Genomic DNA, 14,279 nt, shown 5'->3' with positions numbered 1-14,279 from the left:
CGCCTCTGGAACAAGGAGTTCTGCATGCGTTGCCATCTGTTGTGGGTCCTGGGCCTGGTGGCCTGTGCGCCGGCGTGGGCCAAGAAGGTCGACCTGGACTACCAGGTGCGCCTGTTGCCGGCCAGCGGCCAGGCCGAGGTGCGGTTGACCCTGGCCGATGGCAGCGCCGTGCGCAGCCTGGATTTCGACCTGGGCAAGCAGGGCGCCTACAGCGACTTCCAGGCCGATGGCCAATGGCAGGTACAGGGCGAGCGGGGCGTCTGGCACCCGGCCGCGGGCAAACCCCGGCTCAGCTATCGTGTGCAGCTGGACCAGAAACCACGCGGCGGTGCCTACGAGAGCCGTATAACCCCGGATTGGGCGCTGCTGCGCGGTGACCAGTTGGTACCGCCGGCGCGCCTGGACCAGCAGGATGGCACCGAGCTGGTGGCGCGCCTGACGTTCGAGCTGCCGGGCGGCTGGAAAAGCGTCGAAACCGCCTGGCCGCGCATCGGCAAGCAGAAGTTTCGCATCGACGATGTCTCGCGGCTGTTCGACCGGCCCACCGGCTGGATGCTGGCTGGCAACCTGGGCAGCCGCCGCGCGCGCTTGGGCGACACCGAAGTGACCGTGGCCGCGCCGCAGGGGCAGGGCATGCGTCGGATGGACACCCTGACCCTGCTGACCTTCGTCTGGCCACAATTGCAGGCGGTGTTCCCGCGCAACCCGCCCAAGCTATTGCTGGTAGGCGCTCGCGACGAGATGTGGCGGGGCGCACTGGCCGGGCATAACTCCATCTACCTGCACAGCACCCGCCCGCTGATCGGCGAGAGCGGCGCCAGCCCGCTGCTGCGTGAGCTGGTGCAGCTGTTCGCCCAGGTCAACGACCGTGACGGCAGCGACTGGCTGGGCGAAAGCCTGGCCGACTACTACGCCACCGAATTGCTGCGCCGCGCCGGCGGCATCAGCGACAACCGCTATGAGGCCTGGCAGGCACGCCTGCACAAGCGTGGCGCCAAGGTTTCCCGGCTGCGTGGTGAACACGCCGATGTCGGCCAGGTTGCCCGAGGCGTGCTGCTGCTACAGGCGCTGGATCGCGAGATCCGCCTGCACACCCACGACAAGCGCTCGCTGGACGATGTCACCCGGGCATTGATGCGCCTGCCCAGCGTCAGCACCGAGGAATTCATCCAGCTCAGCGAGAGCGTGCTGGGGCGGCGGTCCGAGGTGCTGGAGAGCAAGGTCCTGCATTGACAGGACGGCCCTGCCGCCTCAGCCCTTGGCCTTAGTCTCGACCCCGGTCACCGTCACGCCCTGTGTCGCCGCCTCGGCGCTGGCCTTGAGCGCCTTGAGCTCTGCAGCGCCGCGTTCGATGTCCCCGCGAAGTCGCAGGTAATCGGCCCGGTGTCGCTGCCACCAGGCCTTGGTCGAGCAGTGCCCACTGACGCCCCGGGCCAGGGCCATGCCACCCACCACGATCTGCAGCAGGCCGACCAGGCCGCCGTGGCGCAGGCCCTTGCTGATCATCAAGGCGCCACCGGCCAGGGAGCTGGCGCGCTCCCAGCCGTGGACGTTGCGTGTGTGCACAAGCAAAGGGGTATCTCGCATGACGAACGCTCCAGTTGAGGTGTATGCAGCTGACCTGCTGCGCCACCTGCCCGTTCAGTCCGATTGCCGGGTGGTGCGAGAAGGGCGGTACTGGCTATGCAGGGCGGTTTTATTTGAATTTGGGCCCCGAACGGGTATTGAGCCCCTTGGCCATGCGGTCGTACAGCACCACATTGACGGTCGCCGCCAGGTTCATGCAGCCCTCGGTGGGGATGTAGATGGTCTCTTCGCACCAGGCGCGCACGCTCGCGTCGAGGCTGCCGTCTTCGGGGCCGAAGATATAGAGGGCGCGGTCAGGGTGGGTGTATTCGGGAAGCGGGCGGGCACCTTCGACCAGCTCCACGGCCACCGGGGTGCACCCCAAGGGGATGATGCGCTGCAGGTCGTCGATGCCGATCAGCGGGATGTCGTAGTGCACGCGCTTGGTGTCGGTGACGAAGTCGCGGGCGCGCTCATAGCGCTTGCCGGTGTAGAACACCGAGTTGACGCCATAGCAACCCGCCGCACGCATCACCGAACCTACGTTCTCGGCGGACTTGGGGTTGAACAGGCCGATGCAGCTGTACCGTTTGTTTGCCACGTACCGGGGCCCTTCGCAAAAAGCGCGATTATACGGGCTCACCGGCAGCAGTGGGGGCGATTCGAGGGTCAGTCCTTCTTGAGCAGGCTCGCCAACCCGGCAAACGGGTTGTGGGTGGCCTTGGCGATGCTCGGCGTGCTGGTGGACCCTTCACTGAAGTACTGCTGGTCGGTGTAGCGCGAATGCTCGTTGTCGTGGCAGTACAGGCACAGCAGTTCCCAGTTCGAGCCGTCCTGGGGGTTGTTGTCGTGGTTGTGGTCGCGGTGGTGCACGGTCAGCTCCGACAGGCGCTTGCCGGAGAACTCGCGGGCACAGCGACCGCAGACATGCGGGTACATCTTCAGGGCCTTGTCGCGGTAGCCCATTTCCTTGTCGCGCTTGGCGTCGGCAAGGATGCGCTCGAGACGGGCGGTGGCGGCGGAGGTGGAGGCCGAACTCATGGTGTTACCTTTGTTGTAATCGGGTAGATGACGGTTATGTCACTGAGTCTAGCGCGCCTGTACCCTGGTCGGACAGGCGAAAACGCCTGATTGGGCATAGCCTGTAGGGATACCCTGACAGGAGGTTGCCGATGGTCCATGCGATCCTCGCCGTGCTGATTCTCGCCGTCGCGCCGCTGGCCGACGCGGCTGGCCAGCAGCCACGGCTCCTCACGCCGGTGCCCGGCGCACCGGGTACGCCGACACCGACCCCTTATCCACAGATCACCCCGAGCACGCCGCCCAAGGCCGGTGACAACCAGCCCGGCGCGCCGCTGCTGCCGCCGATGCCGGTGCCTGGGCCGCCCAAGGACCAGCCGTTGCCGGGGTTGCAGGAGCCGCCGAAGGTCGAGAAGAGCGAATCGGGCCGGTAGGGTTCGCCGATGATTCGTCGGCGTTTGTGAGATCGCGCCGCGCGATCTCACCGCCGGTGAAAACCTCTCGGCGAACCCCAATAGCCATCACACCCCCAGCTCCCCAAGCACGAACGCATATTCCAACGCCACATCGCGTAGCCCCTGGTATCGCCCGCTCATGCCGCCGTGCCCGGCGCCCATCTCGGTCTTGAGCAGCAGCAGGTTGTCATCGGTCTTGCAGGTACGCAGTCGCGCCACCCATTTGGCCGCTTCCCAATACTGCACGCGGCTGTCGTTGTAGCCGGCGACCACCAGCATGGCCGGGTAGGCCTGGGCCTTGACGTTCTCGTAGGGGGCGTAGGCCTTGATCCGCTGGTAGACCTCCGGCTCCTCGGGGTTGCCCCATTCGTCGTACTCGGTGATGGTCAGCGGCAGGTCCGGGTCGAGCATGGTATTGAGCACATCGACGAACGGCACCTCGGCGATGGCGCAGCGGAACAGCTCCGGGCGCTGGTTGAGTACCGCGCCCATCAGCAGGCCACCAGCGCTGCCGCCGCTGATGGCCAGGCGTTCGCGGGTGGTCACGCCCTCGGCGATCAGGTGTTCGGCGCAGGCGATGAAGTCGTCGAAACTGTTCTGCTTGTGCGCCTGCTTGCCCGCCCGGTACCAGGCTTCGCCCAGCTCGCCGCCACCGCGCACATGGGCGATGGCGAAGGCCACGCCGCGTTGCAACAGGCTCAGGCGGGCGTGGGAGAACCACGGGTCGAGGCTCTCGCCGTAGGCACCATAACCGTAGAGGTACAGCGGTACGCACTGGCCCAGGTCGTCGCGCCGACGCACCAGGCTGATGGGGACGCGGGTGCCGTCCTTGGCCACGGCCCATAGGCGTTCGCTGACGTAGTCGTCGGCATCGAACTCGCCCAGTACCGGGGTCTGCTTGAGCACAACCTGCTCGCCGGTGGCCAAGTCCAACTGGCGCACCTGGGCCGGTCGGTTGAGCGCTTCATAGCGCAGCCGCACACGGGTGCTGGCGAACTCCAGGCTGTCCTGCACATACAGGCTGTAGGCGGCATCCGGCAGTTCGACACGGTAGGGCGCCAGGCCCTGGGGCCGCACTTCGATGATCGGCAGGCCGCCTTCGCGCAGGCTCAGGGTCAGGGCGCTGGCATTCAGGCTCAGGCCTTCGAGCATGACCTGGTCGCTGTGCGGTACCAGCACCTGCCATTGCTCGCGGCTGGGCACTTGCTCGGCCGGGGCTTGGAACAGGGCGAAGTTGATGCCGTCCTGGTTGCTGCGGATGAACCATCGCCACTGGCCGTCGAGCTGGCCGTGGTCAGGGAAGTACTCGTGGCCCTCGACCCGTGGTGCCAGGCAGGTGAAAGCCGCATTCGGGGTCGCGGCATCGAGTACCCAGGCTTCGCTGGTGGTCTTGCTGTTGAGCAGCAGCACCAGTTGGCGCTCGGAGCTGGCCCGGTAGCAATGCAGGAAGAAGCGCCCGTCGGGTTCTTCGAACACGGTCTGGGCCTCGCGGCTGCCCAGGGTATGGCGGCGCAGGCGCCAAGGGCGGTGGGTGTCGTCCAGTTCGGCGAAGAACAGCGTCTGGCTGTCGTTGGCCCAGGTCAGGCTGCCGTCGCAGTCGTCGAAGGGCAGGGCGGTGACCGTGCCGCTGGCCAGGTCCTTCACGTACAAGGTGTAGACCTCGTCGCCGCTGGTGTCGAGGCTGTAGGCCAGCAGGCGGTGGTCGGGGCTGACGTTGAAGGCGCCCAGGGACAGGAAGCCGCCATTGGCCAGGGCGTTGGGGTCGAGCAGCAGTTGTTCCTGGCTTTGGTCGACGGTATTGGAGTCATCGGCTGGGCGTGGGCAGCGGTAGTGACGCGGGTATTCGTCGCCGGCCGTAGTGCGGGTGTAGTACAGGTATGGCCCCCAGGGGGAGGGCAACGATAGGTCGGTTTCGAGGATGCGCGCCTTGATTTCCTCGAACAGCTGTTCGCGCAGGGGCGCCTGGTCGGCCAGGCAGGCTTGCTGGTAGGCGTTCTCGGCCTGCAGGTAGGCGAGTACCTCGGGCGTGTCTCGCTGCTGCAGCCAAGCGTAGGGGTCGGCGGCGTTGTCTCTACGGGCGACGGGCGGCTGGGGCTTGTTGGGCATTGGGGATCTCTTGGCTGGGGGCGGCATGCCCTGGCGCTATCGCCGGCAAGCCAGCTCCCATAGGTACTGCATAAGCCTCGAGGGCAGCGCTGAATCTGTGGGAGCCGGCTTGCCGGCGATTGGGGCCGGGACAGGGAGACGCTGTGTGCGCTCTGAAAAGTGTTTATCATAGGCATCTCTTTACCTGGCTTGCACGAACACCATGACCGAGAACGACTATACGCTCGCCTGGGGCCTGTATGCCCTGGCCGCCCTTGGCTGCCTGTGGGTAGGCTTCAAGCTCACCGGTTGGATGTGGCGCTGGCTGCGCGAACCGCTGCGGGTGGTCCTGGCAGTGCTGCTGCTGACCCCGACCATCGTCGACCCGGTCAAGGAGAGCTTCGCCCCGGCCATCGCCATCACCGCCCTGGATTTGGCCTTCAAGGTCGGCAACAACGCCTGGCGTGCCGCTTCGGACCTGGCCATGTACGGCTTGATCGCCTTCATCCTGTATGGCGTTTTCGTCCTGGTGCGCTGGCCGTTGGAAAAGCGCGCCCGTGAACGTCGGGCCAAGGCTGATGCCGCCGCCCAGCGCCAGGCCGTCGAGGACGAGCAGGTGACGGCCCGCGCTTCGGTGGCTGCCGGGCGCCACGACCGCTACCGCGACGACCCGCAGCCGGTGGCCACCGGCCGCGGCCGGGTCGAGCCACGGTTGTAGGCGGAGGGCCTGGAGCATGTGCGAACTGCTGGGCATGAGCGCCAACGTTCCCACCGACATCGTCTTCAGCTTCACCGGCCTGATGCAGCGTGGCGGCCGTACCGGCCCGCACCGCGACGGCTGGGGCATCGGCTTCTACGAAGGGCGTGGCCTGCGCGTGTTCCAGGACCCGGCAGCGAGCAGCGAGTCGGAGGTGGCCAACCTGGTGCAGCGCTACCCGATCAAGAGCGAAGTGGTCATCGGGCATATCCGCCAGGCCAACGTCGGCAAGGTCTGCCTCTCCAACACCCACCCGTTCGTGCGCGAGCTGTGGGGGCGCAACTGGTGCTTCGCGCACAACGGCCAGCTTGGCGAGTTCCAGGGCCAGGTCACCTTCTACCGGCCGGTAGGCGACACCGACAGCGAGGCGGCCTTCTGCGACCTGCTCAACCGCGTGCGCGCCGCCTTCCCTGAGCCTGTCGAGATTGAACAGCTGCTGCCGGTGCTGGTCGAAGCCTGTGCTGGGTACCGCGGCAAGGGCGTGTTCAATTGCCTGCTCAGCGATGGAGACTGGCTGTTCTGCTTCTGTTCGACCAAGCTGGTGCACATCACCCGGCGCGCGCCGTTCGGCCCGGCGCGTTTGAAGGATGTCGACCTCAACGTCGACTTCCAGTCCGAAACAACCCCCAACGACGTGGTCACGGTGATCGCCACCGAGGCCCTGACCGACAACGAGACCTGGCAGCGCTACGAGCCGGGTCAATGGGCCCTGTGGCGCCATGGCGAATGCATCGCCCAGGGGCAGAGCTAGGAAGCCAGTTGCATGTTCAGAGGTTACCTGCGGTTGCTGCTGTTCACCTTCGGCCTGCTGGCCGGGCTCCAGGTACCGGGGCTGATCAAGGATTACAGCCAACGGGTCGAAGCGCACCTGTTCGAGTCGCGCGAGGCGCTCGATGGCTTCCGGCAGACCGCCGAACGTTTCTTCAACGGTGACCTCCAGGCACTGGTGCGCCATTACCGCACCAGTGAGGATCCGGTGTTCAACAGTGACGCCAACAGCATCGAAAGCCTGCTGGTTCGCAACCAACTGCTGGAAAGGGAATGGCAGGCATTGCAAGCGCCCTGGCCGAGCCGCACCTGGCATGTGCTGGTGCAGGCCGATCCGCAGCTGCGGGACGAGACGCTCGCGGGCTACAGCTACCAGGTGCTGTTGGTGCCCGAGGCGATTGGCTGGGGGCTTGGCGCGGGGTTCGTGCTGGCGTTGGTGGTCGAGAGCCTGCTGGTGGGGCTTGGCTGGGTGGCGCTTGGCGGTCGGCGCAAGGCTGTCAAAGAGAGTTGGCGCTAGGCCTGGGGCCGCTTTGCGGCCCTTTCGCGGCACGCGGCCGCTCCAGGTACGTGGCCTGCGCCATTTGTAGGAGCGGCCTTGCGCCGCGAAAGGGGCGCGTAGCGGCCCCAGGGGCCTGTCAGACCAGCACGATCCGCTGTCCCCCCACATCCCGCGCATAACGCTCCAGCACCTGCTTGCACACCCCTACCACCTCATCCACCAACGCCACGCCGGTCTGCCAGGCCACCACCAGCTCCAGGCTCGGCGGTGGCTGCAGCCCGCCCAGCAGCACCAGCTCGCCGCGGGCCAGCTCGGCATCCACCAGTGCCGGCGGCAGGGCGCCGATGCCGAAGCCATCGCGCAGCAGACGCGTGATGGCGGCGACCGAGTTCACGCAGTTCAGCCGTGGCGCCTGGGCACCTGCGGCCTGCAGCAGGCTGAGCACTTCCTGATGCGGGCGGGAATTCTTGGAGAAGGTGACGATACGCTCCCGGGCCAGCTCCGCCAGCGAGGCGTAGTCGCGGTGTTGCAGGGAGCCCGCTGCAACGACCCAGCCCATGGGGTAGCGTGCCAGGTCGGTGCTGCGGATCGACTCCTGGCGCAACAGGTCGGTCTGCAGGATCACATCGAGAAAGCCTTTTTGCAGCTGTTCGCGCAGGTTCAGTGCGGTATCGGCCACCAGCTCGATCTCCACCTGGGGGTAGCGCTCGGTGAGCTCGGCCACCAGCGCGCTCATCCAGGTATGGATCACCGTGTCCATCACGCCGATGCGGATCCGCCCGACCTTGGTCCTGTCGCTGTCCAGTGACTGCTTCATGGCCTTGGCGGTATCGAGCATGCGTTCGGCGTACTCCAGCACCTTGCTGCCTTCCGGGGTCAGGCTGACGCCGCGGGAGTCGCGCAGCAGCAGTTTCACCCCAAGGTCCGCCTCCAGCGCGGCGATGCGGCTGGACACCGACGCCTGGGTGGTGAACAGCTTCTCGGCGGTGAGCCTGAAGCTCTTGAGCCGGGCGACCCAGACGAAGGTTTCGAGAAAGCGCAGATTCATGATCAGTTTTTCTTGTTCCAGACCGGCGGTTTTTATCGTTGGACGCTGCCCCCGCAGCCTTTGAACAATGATACCCAGGCCGCGACGCCAGGCGTCGTCCATAAAACAATACCAACAAGCCGAGGCAACCATGAACCCAACCGGCGTGCAGCAGCAGGCGCCCACCCGCCCGTCCACCGGCCCCTTCGCCTGGTACCGCGATATCGACCGCCAGCAGCGACGCACCTTCTGGAGCTGCAAGATCGGCTACGGTCTCGATGGCATGGACACCCAGATGCTGAGCTTCGTCATCCCCACCCTGATCCTCATGTGGGGCATCACCACCGCCGAGGCCGGGTTGATCCACACCAGCACGTTGATCGCCTCGGCCCTGGGCGGCTGGATCGCCGGCATCCTGTCCGACCGCATCGGCCGTGTGCGCACCTTGCAGCTGACGGTGCTGTGGTTCGCCTTCTTCACCTTCCTCTGCGGCTTCGCCCAGAGCTACGAGCAGTTGCTGGTGGCACGTACCCTGATGGGCTTCGGCTTCGGTGGTGAATGGACCGCTGGCGCGGTGCTGATCGGCGAGGTGATCCGCGCCCAGGACCGTGGCAAGGCGGTGGGCATGGTGCAGTCCGGCTGGGCCATTGGCTGGGGCCTGACGGCCATCCTGTATGCGTTGCTGTTCTCCTTCCTGCCTCCGGAGCAGGCCTGGCGCGCGCTGTTCCTGCTGGGCATCGTGCCGGCGGTGTTCGTAATCTTCGTTCGCCGCCTGGTCAAGGACCCGGAGGTCTATCGCGAGGCCAAGGCGGTGGAGAAGACCGAGGCACCGTCGCGCTTCTACGAGATCTTTGCCCCAGGCATGCTGTGGACCACCTTGCGCGCCTCGCTGCTGACCACCGGTGCCCTGGGAGGCTACTACGCCATTACCTCCTGGCTGCCGACCTTCCTCAAGAACGAACGTGGCCTGAGCGTGCTGGGCACCGGTGGCTACCTGGCCATGGTCATCATCGGCTCCTATGTCGGCTACGTGGTCAGCGCGTACCTGACCGACCTGCTCGGTCGCAAGAAGAATTTCATCCTGTTCGCCGTCGGCTCGTTCGTCATCGTGCTGCTCTATACCCAGATGCCGGTGAGCGATGGCGTCATGCTGTGGCTGGGCTTCCCCCTGGGCTTTTTCGCCTCGGGCATCTTCAGCGGAATGGGCGCCTTCCTCACCGAACTGTTCCCCACGCGTATCCGTGGTTCGGGGCAGGGCTTCTGCTACAACGTGGGGCGGGCCATCGCCGCTTTCTTCCCGCTGCTGATCGGCGTGCTCAGCCAGAAGGTGCCGCTGGGGCTGGGTATTGGTGGCTTCGCCGCGGTGTCCTACGGTGTGGTGATTCTTGCCGCCCTGAGCCTGCCGGAAACACGCGGCAAACAACTCAAGGCACGGTAAGGTAGGCAACATGAACAGTCACAAGGGAACCCCACCGGTGAAACGCCTGCTACTCAATTGCGACATGGGCGAGAGTTTCGGCAGCTGGCGCATGGGCTTGGACGCCGAGGTCATGCCCTACATCGATTGCGCCAACATCGCCTGCGGCTACCATGCCGGCGACCCGGGCACCATGCGCCGCACCGTGGCCCTGGCGCTGGAGCACGGCGTGACCATCGGCGCGCACCCGGCTTACCCGGACCTGGTCGGCTTCGGCCGCCGCTCCATGGCCTGCAGCAGTGAGGAGATCCGCGACCTGCTGCACTACCAGATCGGCGCCCTGGATGGCATCTGCAGGGTACTTGGCGGCCGTGTGGCCTATGTAAAACCCCATGGCGCGCTGTACAACGACATGATGGCCGACCCGCTCAAGCTGCGTGCCGTACTCGAGGCCGTGGCCGCCTATGACGCCAGCTTGCCGCTGATGCTCATGGCCACTGCCGACGACAGCGCCGCCCGGGCCCTGGGCGCGGCGGTGGGCGTGCCGCTGTGGTTCGAAGCCTTCGCCGACCGCGCCTATACCGCCAGTGGCCACCTGGTGTCCCGGCGCTTGCCTGGCGCGGTGCACCACGACCCGGCGCAGGTGCTCGAGCAAGCCTTGCGCCTGGCGCGTGGCCAGGCACTGGTGGCCAATGACGGCAGCGCCGTGCAGCTGGATGCCAGCACCCTGTGCGTACATGGCGACAACGACAGCTCCGTGGCGGCGGTGCGGCAGATCCGCCAGGCCCTGGATGCGTTGGTGCAACCATGATCAGCCCACGTATCGAGGTGGTGGCCATCGACAGCGTGATGGTGCGCCTGTTCGACACCATCGAGGAGGCCAACATGCCCTGGATACTGGCCGCCAGCGAGCGTCTGCGCGCGGCTTTCGGGGCGCATCTGATCGACCTGGTGCCGTCCTACACCACGCTGATGGTGCAGTTCGCGTCGGCCCCGGGCGAGGCGAGGGCGCTGATCGACAAGGCCTTGGACGGCTTGCAGCCGGACACCGGCAATGCCGGGCGCCGGCACGAGATGCCCGTGTGGTACCACGCCAGCGTCGGGCCGGAGTTGCCGGTGCTGGCCGCCCGCAGCGGCCTGAGCGAGGCCGAAGTGATCCGGCTGCACAGTGAGCGCGAGTACCCCGTGTTTGCCCTGGGCTTCGCGCCGGGGTTCGGTTTCATGGGCCTGGTGGACGAACGCCTGGCCAGCCCGCGCCTGAGTACCCCGCGCAAGCGCGTGGCTGCCGGTAGCGTGGGGATCGCCGAGCGCCAGACCGCCGCCTACCCAGCTGTCTCTCCAGGGGGCTGGAACCTAATCGGGCGTACCCCGGTGAAGCTGTTCGACCGCGAGCGCGACGGCTACAGCCTCCTGCAACCGGGGGACCGGGTACGCTTCGTAGCGGTGTCCCATGCCGAGTTCATGGCGTTGGGCGGCGATGACACCCCGTTGGAGACCCTGGCATGAACCAGTTGACGATCGACACCAGCACGCCGCTGTGCCAGGTGCAGGATGCCGGACGTTTCGGCGTGCGCCACCTGGGCGTCACCCAGGGCGGTGCATTGGATTGGGTGGCCCTGCGCTGGGCCAATTGGCTGCTGGGCAACACCTTGGATGCGCCGGTGGTGGAGGTGACGCTGGGAGGCTTCGGTGTGGTGGCCGAGCAGGATTGTACGCTTGCCCTGGCAGGCGCCGACCTGGATGCACAGGTCGATGGCCAGCCGGTCCGGCCCTGGCGCAGCGTGCGGCTCGCCAAGGGCCAGCGTCTGAGCCTGCACCAGCCTCGGCAGGGCGCACGCGCCTACCTTGCGGCACCCGGCGGGTTCCAGGCCGAGGCGGTGCTGGGCAGCTGCGCGACAGTGGTGCGCGAGGGCCTGGGCGGCCTCAACGGGCACGGCGCGGCGCTTACCAAGGGGCAGGTGCTGGCGTTTGCCGGCAGCTCGCCAGCGCTGCGGGAGGTGCCGGAGTCGTTGCGGCCAGACTACCAGGGCACGCCAGAGCTGGACCTGGTGATGGGCGCGCAGATTGGCCAGTTCAGCGGCACCAGCCTGTTCGAGGCGTTCAACCGCGACTGGACCTTGGACAGCCGTGCCGACCGCATGGGCATTCGCCTGCTAGGACCGCAACTGCTCTACCAGGGGGCGCCGATGATTTCCGAAGGGATACCGCTTGGGGCGGTGCAGGTGCCGCCGGATGGGCAGCCGATCGTGCTGCTCAATGACCGACAGACGATTGGCGGGTACCCGCGGCTGGGTGCATTGACGCCGCTGGCGTTGGCGCGCCTGGCGCAATGCCTGCCGGGGGCGGTAGTGCGGTTCCGGGCGGTGGTGCAGGATTTGGCGTGGCAGGAGCAGCAGGCCTACCTTGTGCGGTGGGGGTGAGGCCATTGGGGCTGCTTTGCAGCCCTTTCGCGGCACGAGGCCGCTCCTACAGGGGATCGTGCACGGCCTGCAGGAGCGGCATGTTCACTTGGACAGGTAGCGCATCCCTTCCTCCAACCCCTGCAAGGTCAGCGGATACATCTTGTCTTCGATCAGGTCGCGCACCAGGTGGGTCGAGGCGGTGTAGTCCCAGGCCTGCTTCGGATAGGGGTTGATCCAGATGATCTTCCTGAATTTCTCCATGAAGCGCTGCATCCATACATACCCGGCTTCCTCGTTCCAATGCTCCACGCTGCCACCGGGCTGGGTGATTTCGTAGGGCGCCATGGCCGCATCGCCGACGAATACCACCTTGTAGTCGTCGCCGTACTTGTGCAGCAGGTCGAACGTGGAGAAGCGCTCCGAGGTGCGGCGCAGGTTGTTCTTCCACACCGACTCGTAGACGAAATTGTGGAAGTAGTAGTACTCCAGGTGCTTGAACTCGGTCTTGCAGGCTGAGAACAGTTCTTCGCAGACCTTGACGTGGGCGTCCATCGAGCCGCCGATGTCGAACAGCAACAGCAGCTTGACCGTGTTGCGTCGCTCGGGGCGCATCTGGATGTTCAGAAGCCCGGCATCCCGGGCGGTATGGTCGATGGTGCCATCGATGTCCAGTTCCTCGGCGGCGCCTTCGCGGGCGAACTTGCGCAGCCGGCGCAAGGCCAGCTTGATGTTGCGTGTGCCCAGTTCGACCTGGTCGTCGAGGTTCTTGTACTCACGTTGGTCCCAGACCTTGACCGCCTTGCCCTGGCGCTTGCCGGCCTCGCCCACGCGGATGCCCTCGGGGTTGTAGCCGCCCGAGCCGAACGGGCTGGTGCCGCCAGTGCCGATCCACTTGTTGCCGCCGGCATGGCGTTCCTTCTGCTCCTCCAGGCGCTTCTTGAATGCCTCGATGAGTTTGTCCAGCCCGCCCAGGGACTGGATCTGCGCACGCTCCTCGTCGCTCAACGAGCGCTCGAATTCCTTGCGCAGCCAATCCTCGGGAATCAGTGCCTCCAGGTGCCGGTCGAGGTTTTCCAGGCCCTTGAAATAGGCCGAGAAGGCGCGGTCGAACTTGTCGAAATGCCGCTCGTCCTTCACCAGGATGGCCCGGGCCAGGTAGTAGAATTCGTCCATGTCGGCGAACACCACCCGCTGTTGCAGGGCATTGAGCAGGTCGAGCAGTTCGCGCACCGACACCGGCACCTTGGCCGCGCGCATTTCATTGAACAGGTTGAGCAGCATGGCCGGCTCCTGTCAGCGATTGCCGCGCCGGCTCATGAAGGCCAGGCGTTCGAGCAGCTGCACGTCCTGCTCGTTCTTGACCAGGGCGCCGGCCAGCGGCGGGATGGCCTTGGTCGGGTCGCGTTCGCGCAGCACCGCTTCGCCGATGTTGTCGGCCATCAGCAGCTTGAGCCAGTCGACCAGTTCGGAGGTGGAGGGCTTCTTCTTCAGGCCTGGTACCTTGCGCACGTCGAAGAACACGTCCAGCGCCTCGCTGACCAGCGATTGCTTGATGTCGGGGAAGTGCACGTCGACGATGCGCTGCAGGGTGTCGCGGTCGGGGAAGGCGATGTAATGGAAGAAGCAGCGGCGCAGGAAGGCGTCCGGCAGCTCCTTTTCGTTGTTGGAGGTGATGATGATGATCGGACGCTGCTTGGCCTTGATGGTCTCGTCGATCTCGTAGACGTAGAACTCCATCTTGTCGAGTTCCTGCAACAGGTCGTTGGGGAACTCGATGTCGGCCTTGTCAATCTCGTCGATCAGCAGGATCACCCGCTCGTCGGCTTCGAAGGCCTCCCACAGCTTGCCCTTCTTCAGGTAGTTGCGCACGTCATGGACTTTGTCCACGCCCAGTTGCGAGTCGCGCAGGCGGCTGACCGCATCGTACTCGTACAGGCCCTGGTGGGCCTTGGTGGTGGACTTGATGTGCCAGGTGATCAACCGGGCGCCGAAGGAGGCCGCGAGCTGTTCGGCGAGCATGGTCTTGCCGGTACCCGGCTCACCCTTGACCAGCAGCGGGCGCTCCAGGGTGATGGCCGCGTTGACCGCCAGCTTCAGGTCGTCTGTGGCGACGTAGTCGCGGGTGCCTTCGAACTTCATGAACCGATCCTCTGCGCGAGCCTGCATCGGCCCTGTCGCCGGCTTGCCGGCGACAGGGCCCGTGCGGGCAACCTCTGTTTGTGATTTGTCAGCGACTATAACGCCGCGCCCGGCGCCTGCAAACGCAGACCGGGTATTCAGTCT

General features: G+C 66.0%; 16 protein-coding genes. 9 read left to right on the top strand and 7 right to left on the bottom strand.

Annotated elements, in window-relative coordinates:
- Positions 1 to 24: 24 nt before the first annotated feature.
- Positions 25 to 1,233, top strand: a complete 1,209-nt coding sequence (locus tag K8374_RS17180) for a hypothetical protein (RefSeq protein WP_224456513.1) — start codon at positions 25 to 27, stop codon at positions 1,231 to 1,233.
- An 18-nt stretch (positions 1,234 to 1,251) separates the two neighbouring features.
- Here the strand turns inward: K8374_RS17180 and K8374_RS17175 are convergent, their stop codons facing one another.
- The 3 genes from K8374_RS17175 to K8374_RS17165 all read right to left on the bottom strand — a co-directional run bounded on the left by K8374_RS17175 (position 1,252) and on the right by K8374_RS17165 (position 2,607).
- Positions 1,252 to 1,587: a DUF2892 domain-containing protein gene (locus tag K8374_RS17175; RefSeq protein WP_084858379.1), complete on the bottom strand. Its 336-nt coding sequence runs from the start codon at positions 1,585 to 1,587 to the stop codon at positions 1,252 to 1,254.
- 109 nt (positions 1,588 to 1,696) lie between these two features.
- Positions 1,697 to 2,167, bottom strand: a complete 471-nt coding sequence (locus K8374_RS17170) for an RNA methyltransferase (RefSeq protein ID WP_224456512.1) — start codon at positions 2,165 to 2,167, stop codon at positions 1,697 to 1,699.
- Positions 2,168 to 2,235: 68 nt separating this feature from the next.
- On the bottom strand, positions 2,236 to 2,607 hold the full coding sequence (locus K8374_RS17165) for a YajD family HNH nuclease (protein WP_084858381.1): 372 nt from the start codon (positions 2,605 to 2,607) through the stop codon (positions 2,236 to 2,238).
- A 131-nt stretch (positions 2,608 to 2,738) separates the two neighbouring features.
- Between K8374_RS17165 and K8374_RS17160 the strand changes: the two genes are divergently transcribed.
- Entirely contained in the window at positions 2,739 to 3,020 is a 282-nt protein-coding gene (locus tag K8374_RS17160) for a hypothetical protein (protein ID WP_224456511.1), read from the top strand.
- Between the two features lie 87 nt (positions 3,021 to 3,107).
- Here the strand turns inward: K8374_RS17160 and K8374_RS17155 are convergent, their stop codons facing one another.
- Positions 3,108 to 5,147 (bottom strand): S9 family peptidase, encoded by a 2,040-nt coding sequence (locus tag K8374_RS17155; protein WP_224456510.1) that lies wholly within the window; start codon positions 5,145 to 5,147, stop codon positions 3,108 to 3,110.
- 202 nt (positions 5,148 to 5,349) lie between these two features.
- Between K8374_RS17155 and K8374_RS17150 the strand changes: the two genes are divergently transcribed.
- From K8374_RS17150 to K8374_RS17140, 3 genes are read left to right on the top strand one after another with little or no spacing between them, the layout of a single operon-like run.
- Complete coding sequence (locus K8374_RS17150; RefSeq protein WP_084858384.1) at positions 5,350 to 5,844, top strand: MFS transporter; 495 nt, start codon at positions 5,350 to 5,352, stop codon at positions 5,842 to 5,844.
- 16 nt (positions 5,845 to 5,860) lie between these two features.
- On the top strand, positions 5,861 to 6,634 hold the full coding sequence (locus K8374_RS17145) for a class II glutamine amidotransferase (protein ID WP_224456509.1): 774 nt from the start codon (positions 5,861 to 5,863) through the stop codon (positions 6,632 to 6,634).
- A gap of 12 nt (positions 6,635 to 6,646) precedes the next feature.
- Positions 6,647 to 7,168, top strand: a complete 522-nt coding sequence (locus K8374_RS17140; protein WP_224456508.1) for a DUF2937 family protein — start codon at positions 6,647 to 6,649, stop codon at positions 7,166 to 7,168.
- 118 nt (positions 7,169 to 7,286) lie between these two features.
- On the opposite strand, the gene K8374_RS17135 is transcribed toward K8374_RS17140, so the two are convergent.
- Positions 7,287 to 8,198 carry a LysR family transcriptional regulator gene (locus K8374_RS17135; RefSeq protein ID WP_224456507.1) on the bottom strand — a complete coding sequence of 304 codons (912 nt, stop codon included), beginning with the start codon at positions 8,196 to 8,198 and terminating at the stop codon, positions 7,287 to 7,289.
- Between the two features lie 130 nt (positions 8,199 to 8,328).
- On the opposite strand from K8374_RS17135, the gene K8374_RS17130 reads away from it, so the two are divergent.
- From K8374_RS17130 to K8374_RS17115, 4 genes are read left to right on the top strand one after another with little or no spacing between them, the layout of a single operon-like run.
- Entirely contained in the window at positions 8,329 to 9,615 is a 1,287-nt protein-coding gene (locus K8374_RS17130) for an MFS transporter (RefSeq protein WP_224456506.1), read from the top strand.
- Between the two features lie 37 nt (positions 9,616 to 9,652).
- A complete protein-coding gene (locus K8374_RS17125) occupies positions 9,653 to 10,405 on the top strand; it encodes a 5-oxoprolinase subunit PxpA (RefSeq protein WP_411969650.1) in 753 nt (250 codons plus the stop codon).
- The gene (gene pxpB, locus K8374_RS17120; protein ID WP_224459346.1) at positions 10,405 to 11,100 is read left to right on the top strand and encodes a 5-oxoprolinase subunit PxpB; all 696 of its coding nucleotides are present in this window, start codon (positions 10,405 to 10,407) and stop codon (positions 11,098 to 11,100) included. The genes K8374_RS17125 and pxpB overlap by 1 nt, the downstream gene beginning before the upstream one ends.
- Positions 11,097 to 12,014, top strand: a complete 918-nt coding sequence (locus K8374_RS17115; protein WP_224456504.1) for a biotin-dependent carboxyltransferase family protein — start codon at positions 11,097 to 11,099, stop codon at positions 12,012 to 12,014. Before pxpB ends, K8374_RS17115 begins: the two co-directional genes overlap by 4 nt.
- A gap of 84 nt (positions 12,015 to 12,098) precedes the next feature.
- On the opposite strand, the gene K8374_RS17110 is transcribed toward K8374_RS17115, so the two are convergent.
- Positions 12,099 to 13,277 (bottom strand): vWA domain-containing protein, encoded by a 1,179-nt coding sequence (locus K8374_RS17110; protein WP_224456503.1) that lies wholly within the window; start codon positions 13,275 to 13,277, stop codon positions 12,099 to 12,101.
- 12 nt (positions 13,278 to 13,289) lie between these two features.
- Complete coding sequence (locus tag K8374_RS17105; protein WP_224456502.1) at positions 13,290 to 14,135, bottom strand: AAA family ATPase; 846 nt, start codon at positions 14,133 to 14,135, stop codon at positions 13,290 to 13,292.
- Between the last annotated feature and the right edge of the window lie 144 nt (positions 14,136 to 14,279).

It is taken from the genome of Pseudomonas sp. p1(2021b) (genome assembly GCF_020151015.1).
GTDB classification, from domain to species: Bacteria; Pseudomonadota; Gammaproteobacteria; order Pseudomonadales; family Pseudomonadaceae; genus Aquipseudomonas; species Aquipseudomonas putida_K.
Note: the sequence above shows the minus strand (reverse complement) of the source record. Positions and strands in the feature narration are given on the sequence as shown.

Coding starts and splice junctions, on each gene's coding strand:
- K8374_RS17180 (WP_224456513.1), top strand. CDS start 25: ATGCGTTGCCATCTGTTGTGGGTCCTGGGCCTGGTGGCCTGTGCGCCG.
- K8374_RS17175 (WP_084858379.1), bottom strand. CDS start 1,587: ATGCGAGATACCCCTTTGCTTGTGCACACACGCAACGTCCACGGCTGG.
- K8374_RS17165 (WP_084858381.1), bottom strand. CDS start 2,607: ATGAGTTCGGCCTCCACCTCCGCCGCCACCGCCCGTCTCGAGCGCATC.
- K8374_RS17160 (WP_224456511.1), top strand. CDS start 2,739: ATGGTCCATGCGATCCTCGCCGTGCTGATTCTCGCCGTCGCGCCGCTG.
- K8374_RS17155 (WP_224456510.1), bottom strand. CDS start 5,147: ATGCCCAACAAGCCCCAGCCGCCCGTCGCCCGTAGAGACAACGCCGCC.
- K8374_RS17150 (WP_084858384.1), top strand. CDS start 5,350: ATGACCGAGAACGACTATACGCTCGCCTGGGGCCTGTATGCCCTGGCC.
- K8374_RS17145 (WP_224456509.1), top strand. CDS start 5,861: ATGTGCGAACTGCTGGGCATGAGCGCCAACGTTCCCACCGACATCGTC.
- K8374_RS17140 (WP_224456508.1), top strand. CDS start 6,647: ATGTTCAGAGGTTACCTGCGGTTGCTGCTGTTCACCTTCGGCCTGCTG.
- K8374_RS17135 (WP_224456507.1), bottom strand. CDS start 8,198: ATGAATCTGCGCTTTCTCGAAACCTTCGTCTGGGTCGCCCGGCTCAAG.
- K8374_RS17130 (WP_224456506.1), top strand. CDS start 8,329: ATGAACCCAACCGGCGTGCAGCAGCAGGCGCCCACCCGCCCGTCCACC.
- K8374_RS17115 (WP_224456504.1), top strand. CDS start 11,097: ATGAACCAGTTGACGATCGACACCAGCACGCCGCTGTGCCAGGTGCAG.
- K8374_RS17110 (WP_224456503.1), bottom strand. CDS start 13,277: ATGCTGCTCAACCTGTTCAATGAAATGCGCGCGGCCAAGGTGCCGGTG.
- K8374_RS17105 (WP_224456502.1), bottom strand. CDS start 14,135: ATGAAGTTCGAAGGCACCCGCGACTACGTCGCCACAGACGACCTGAAG.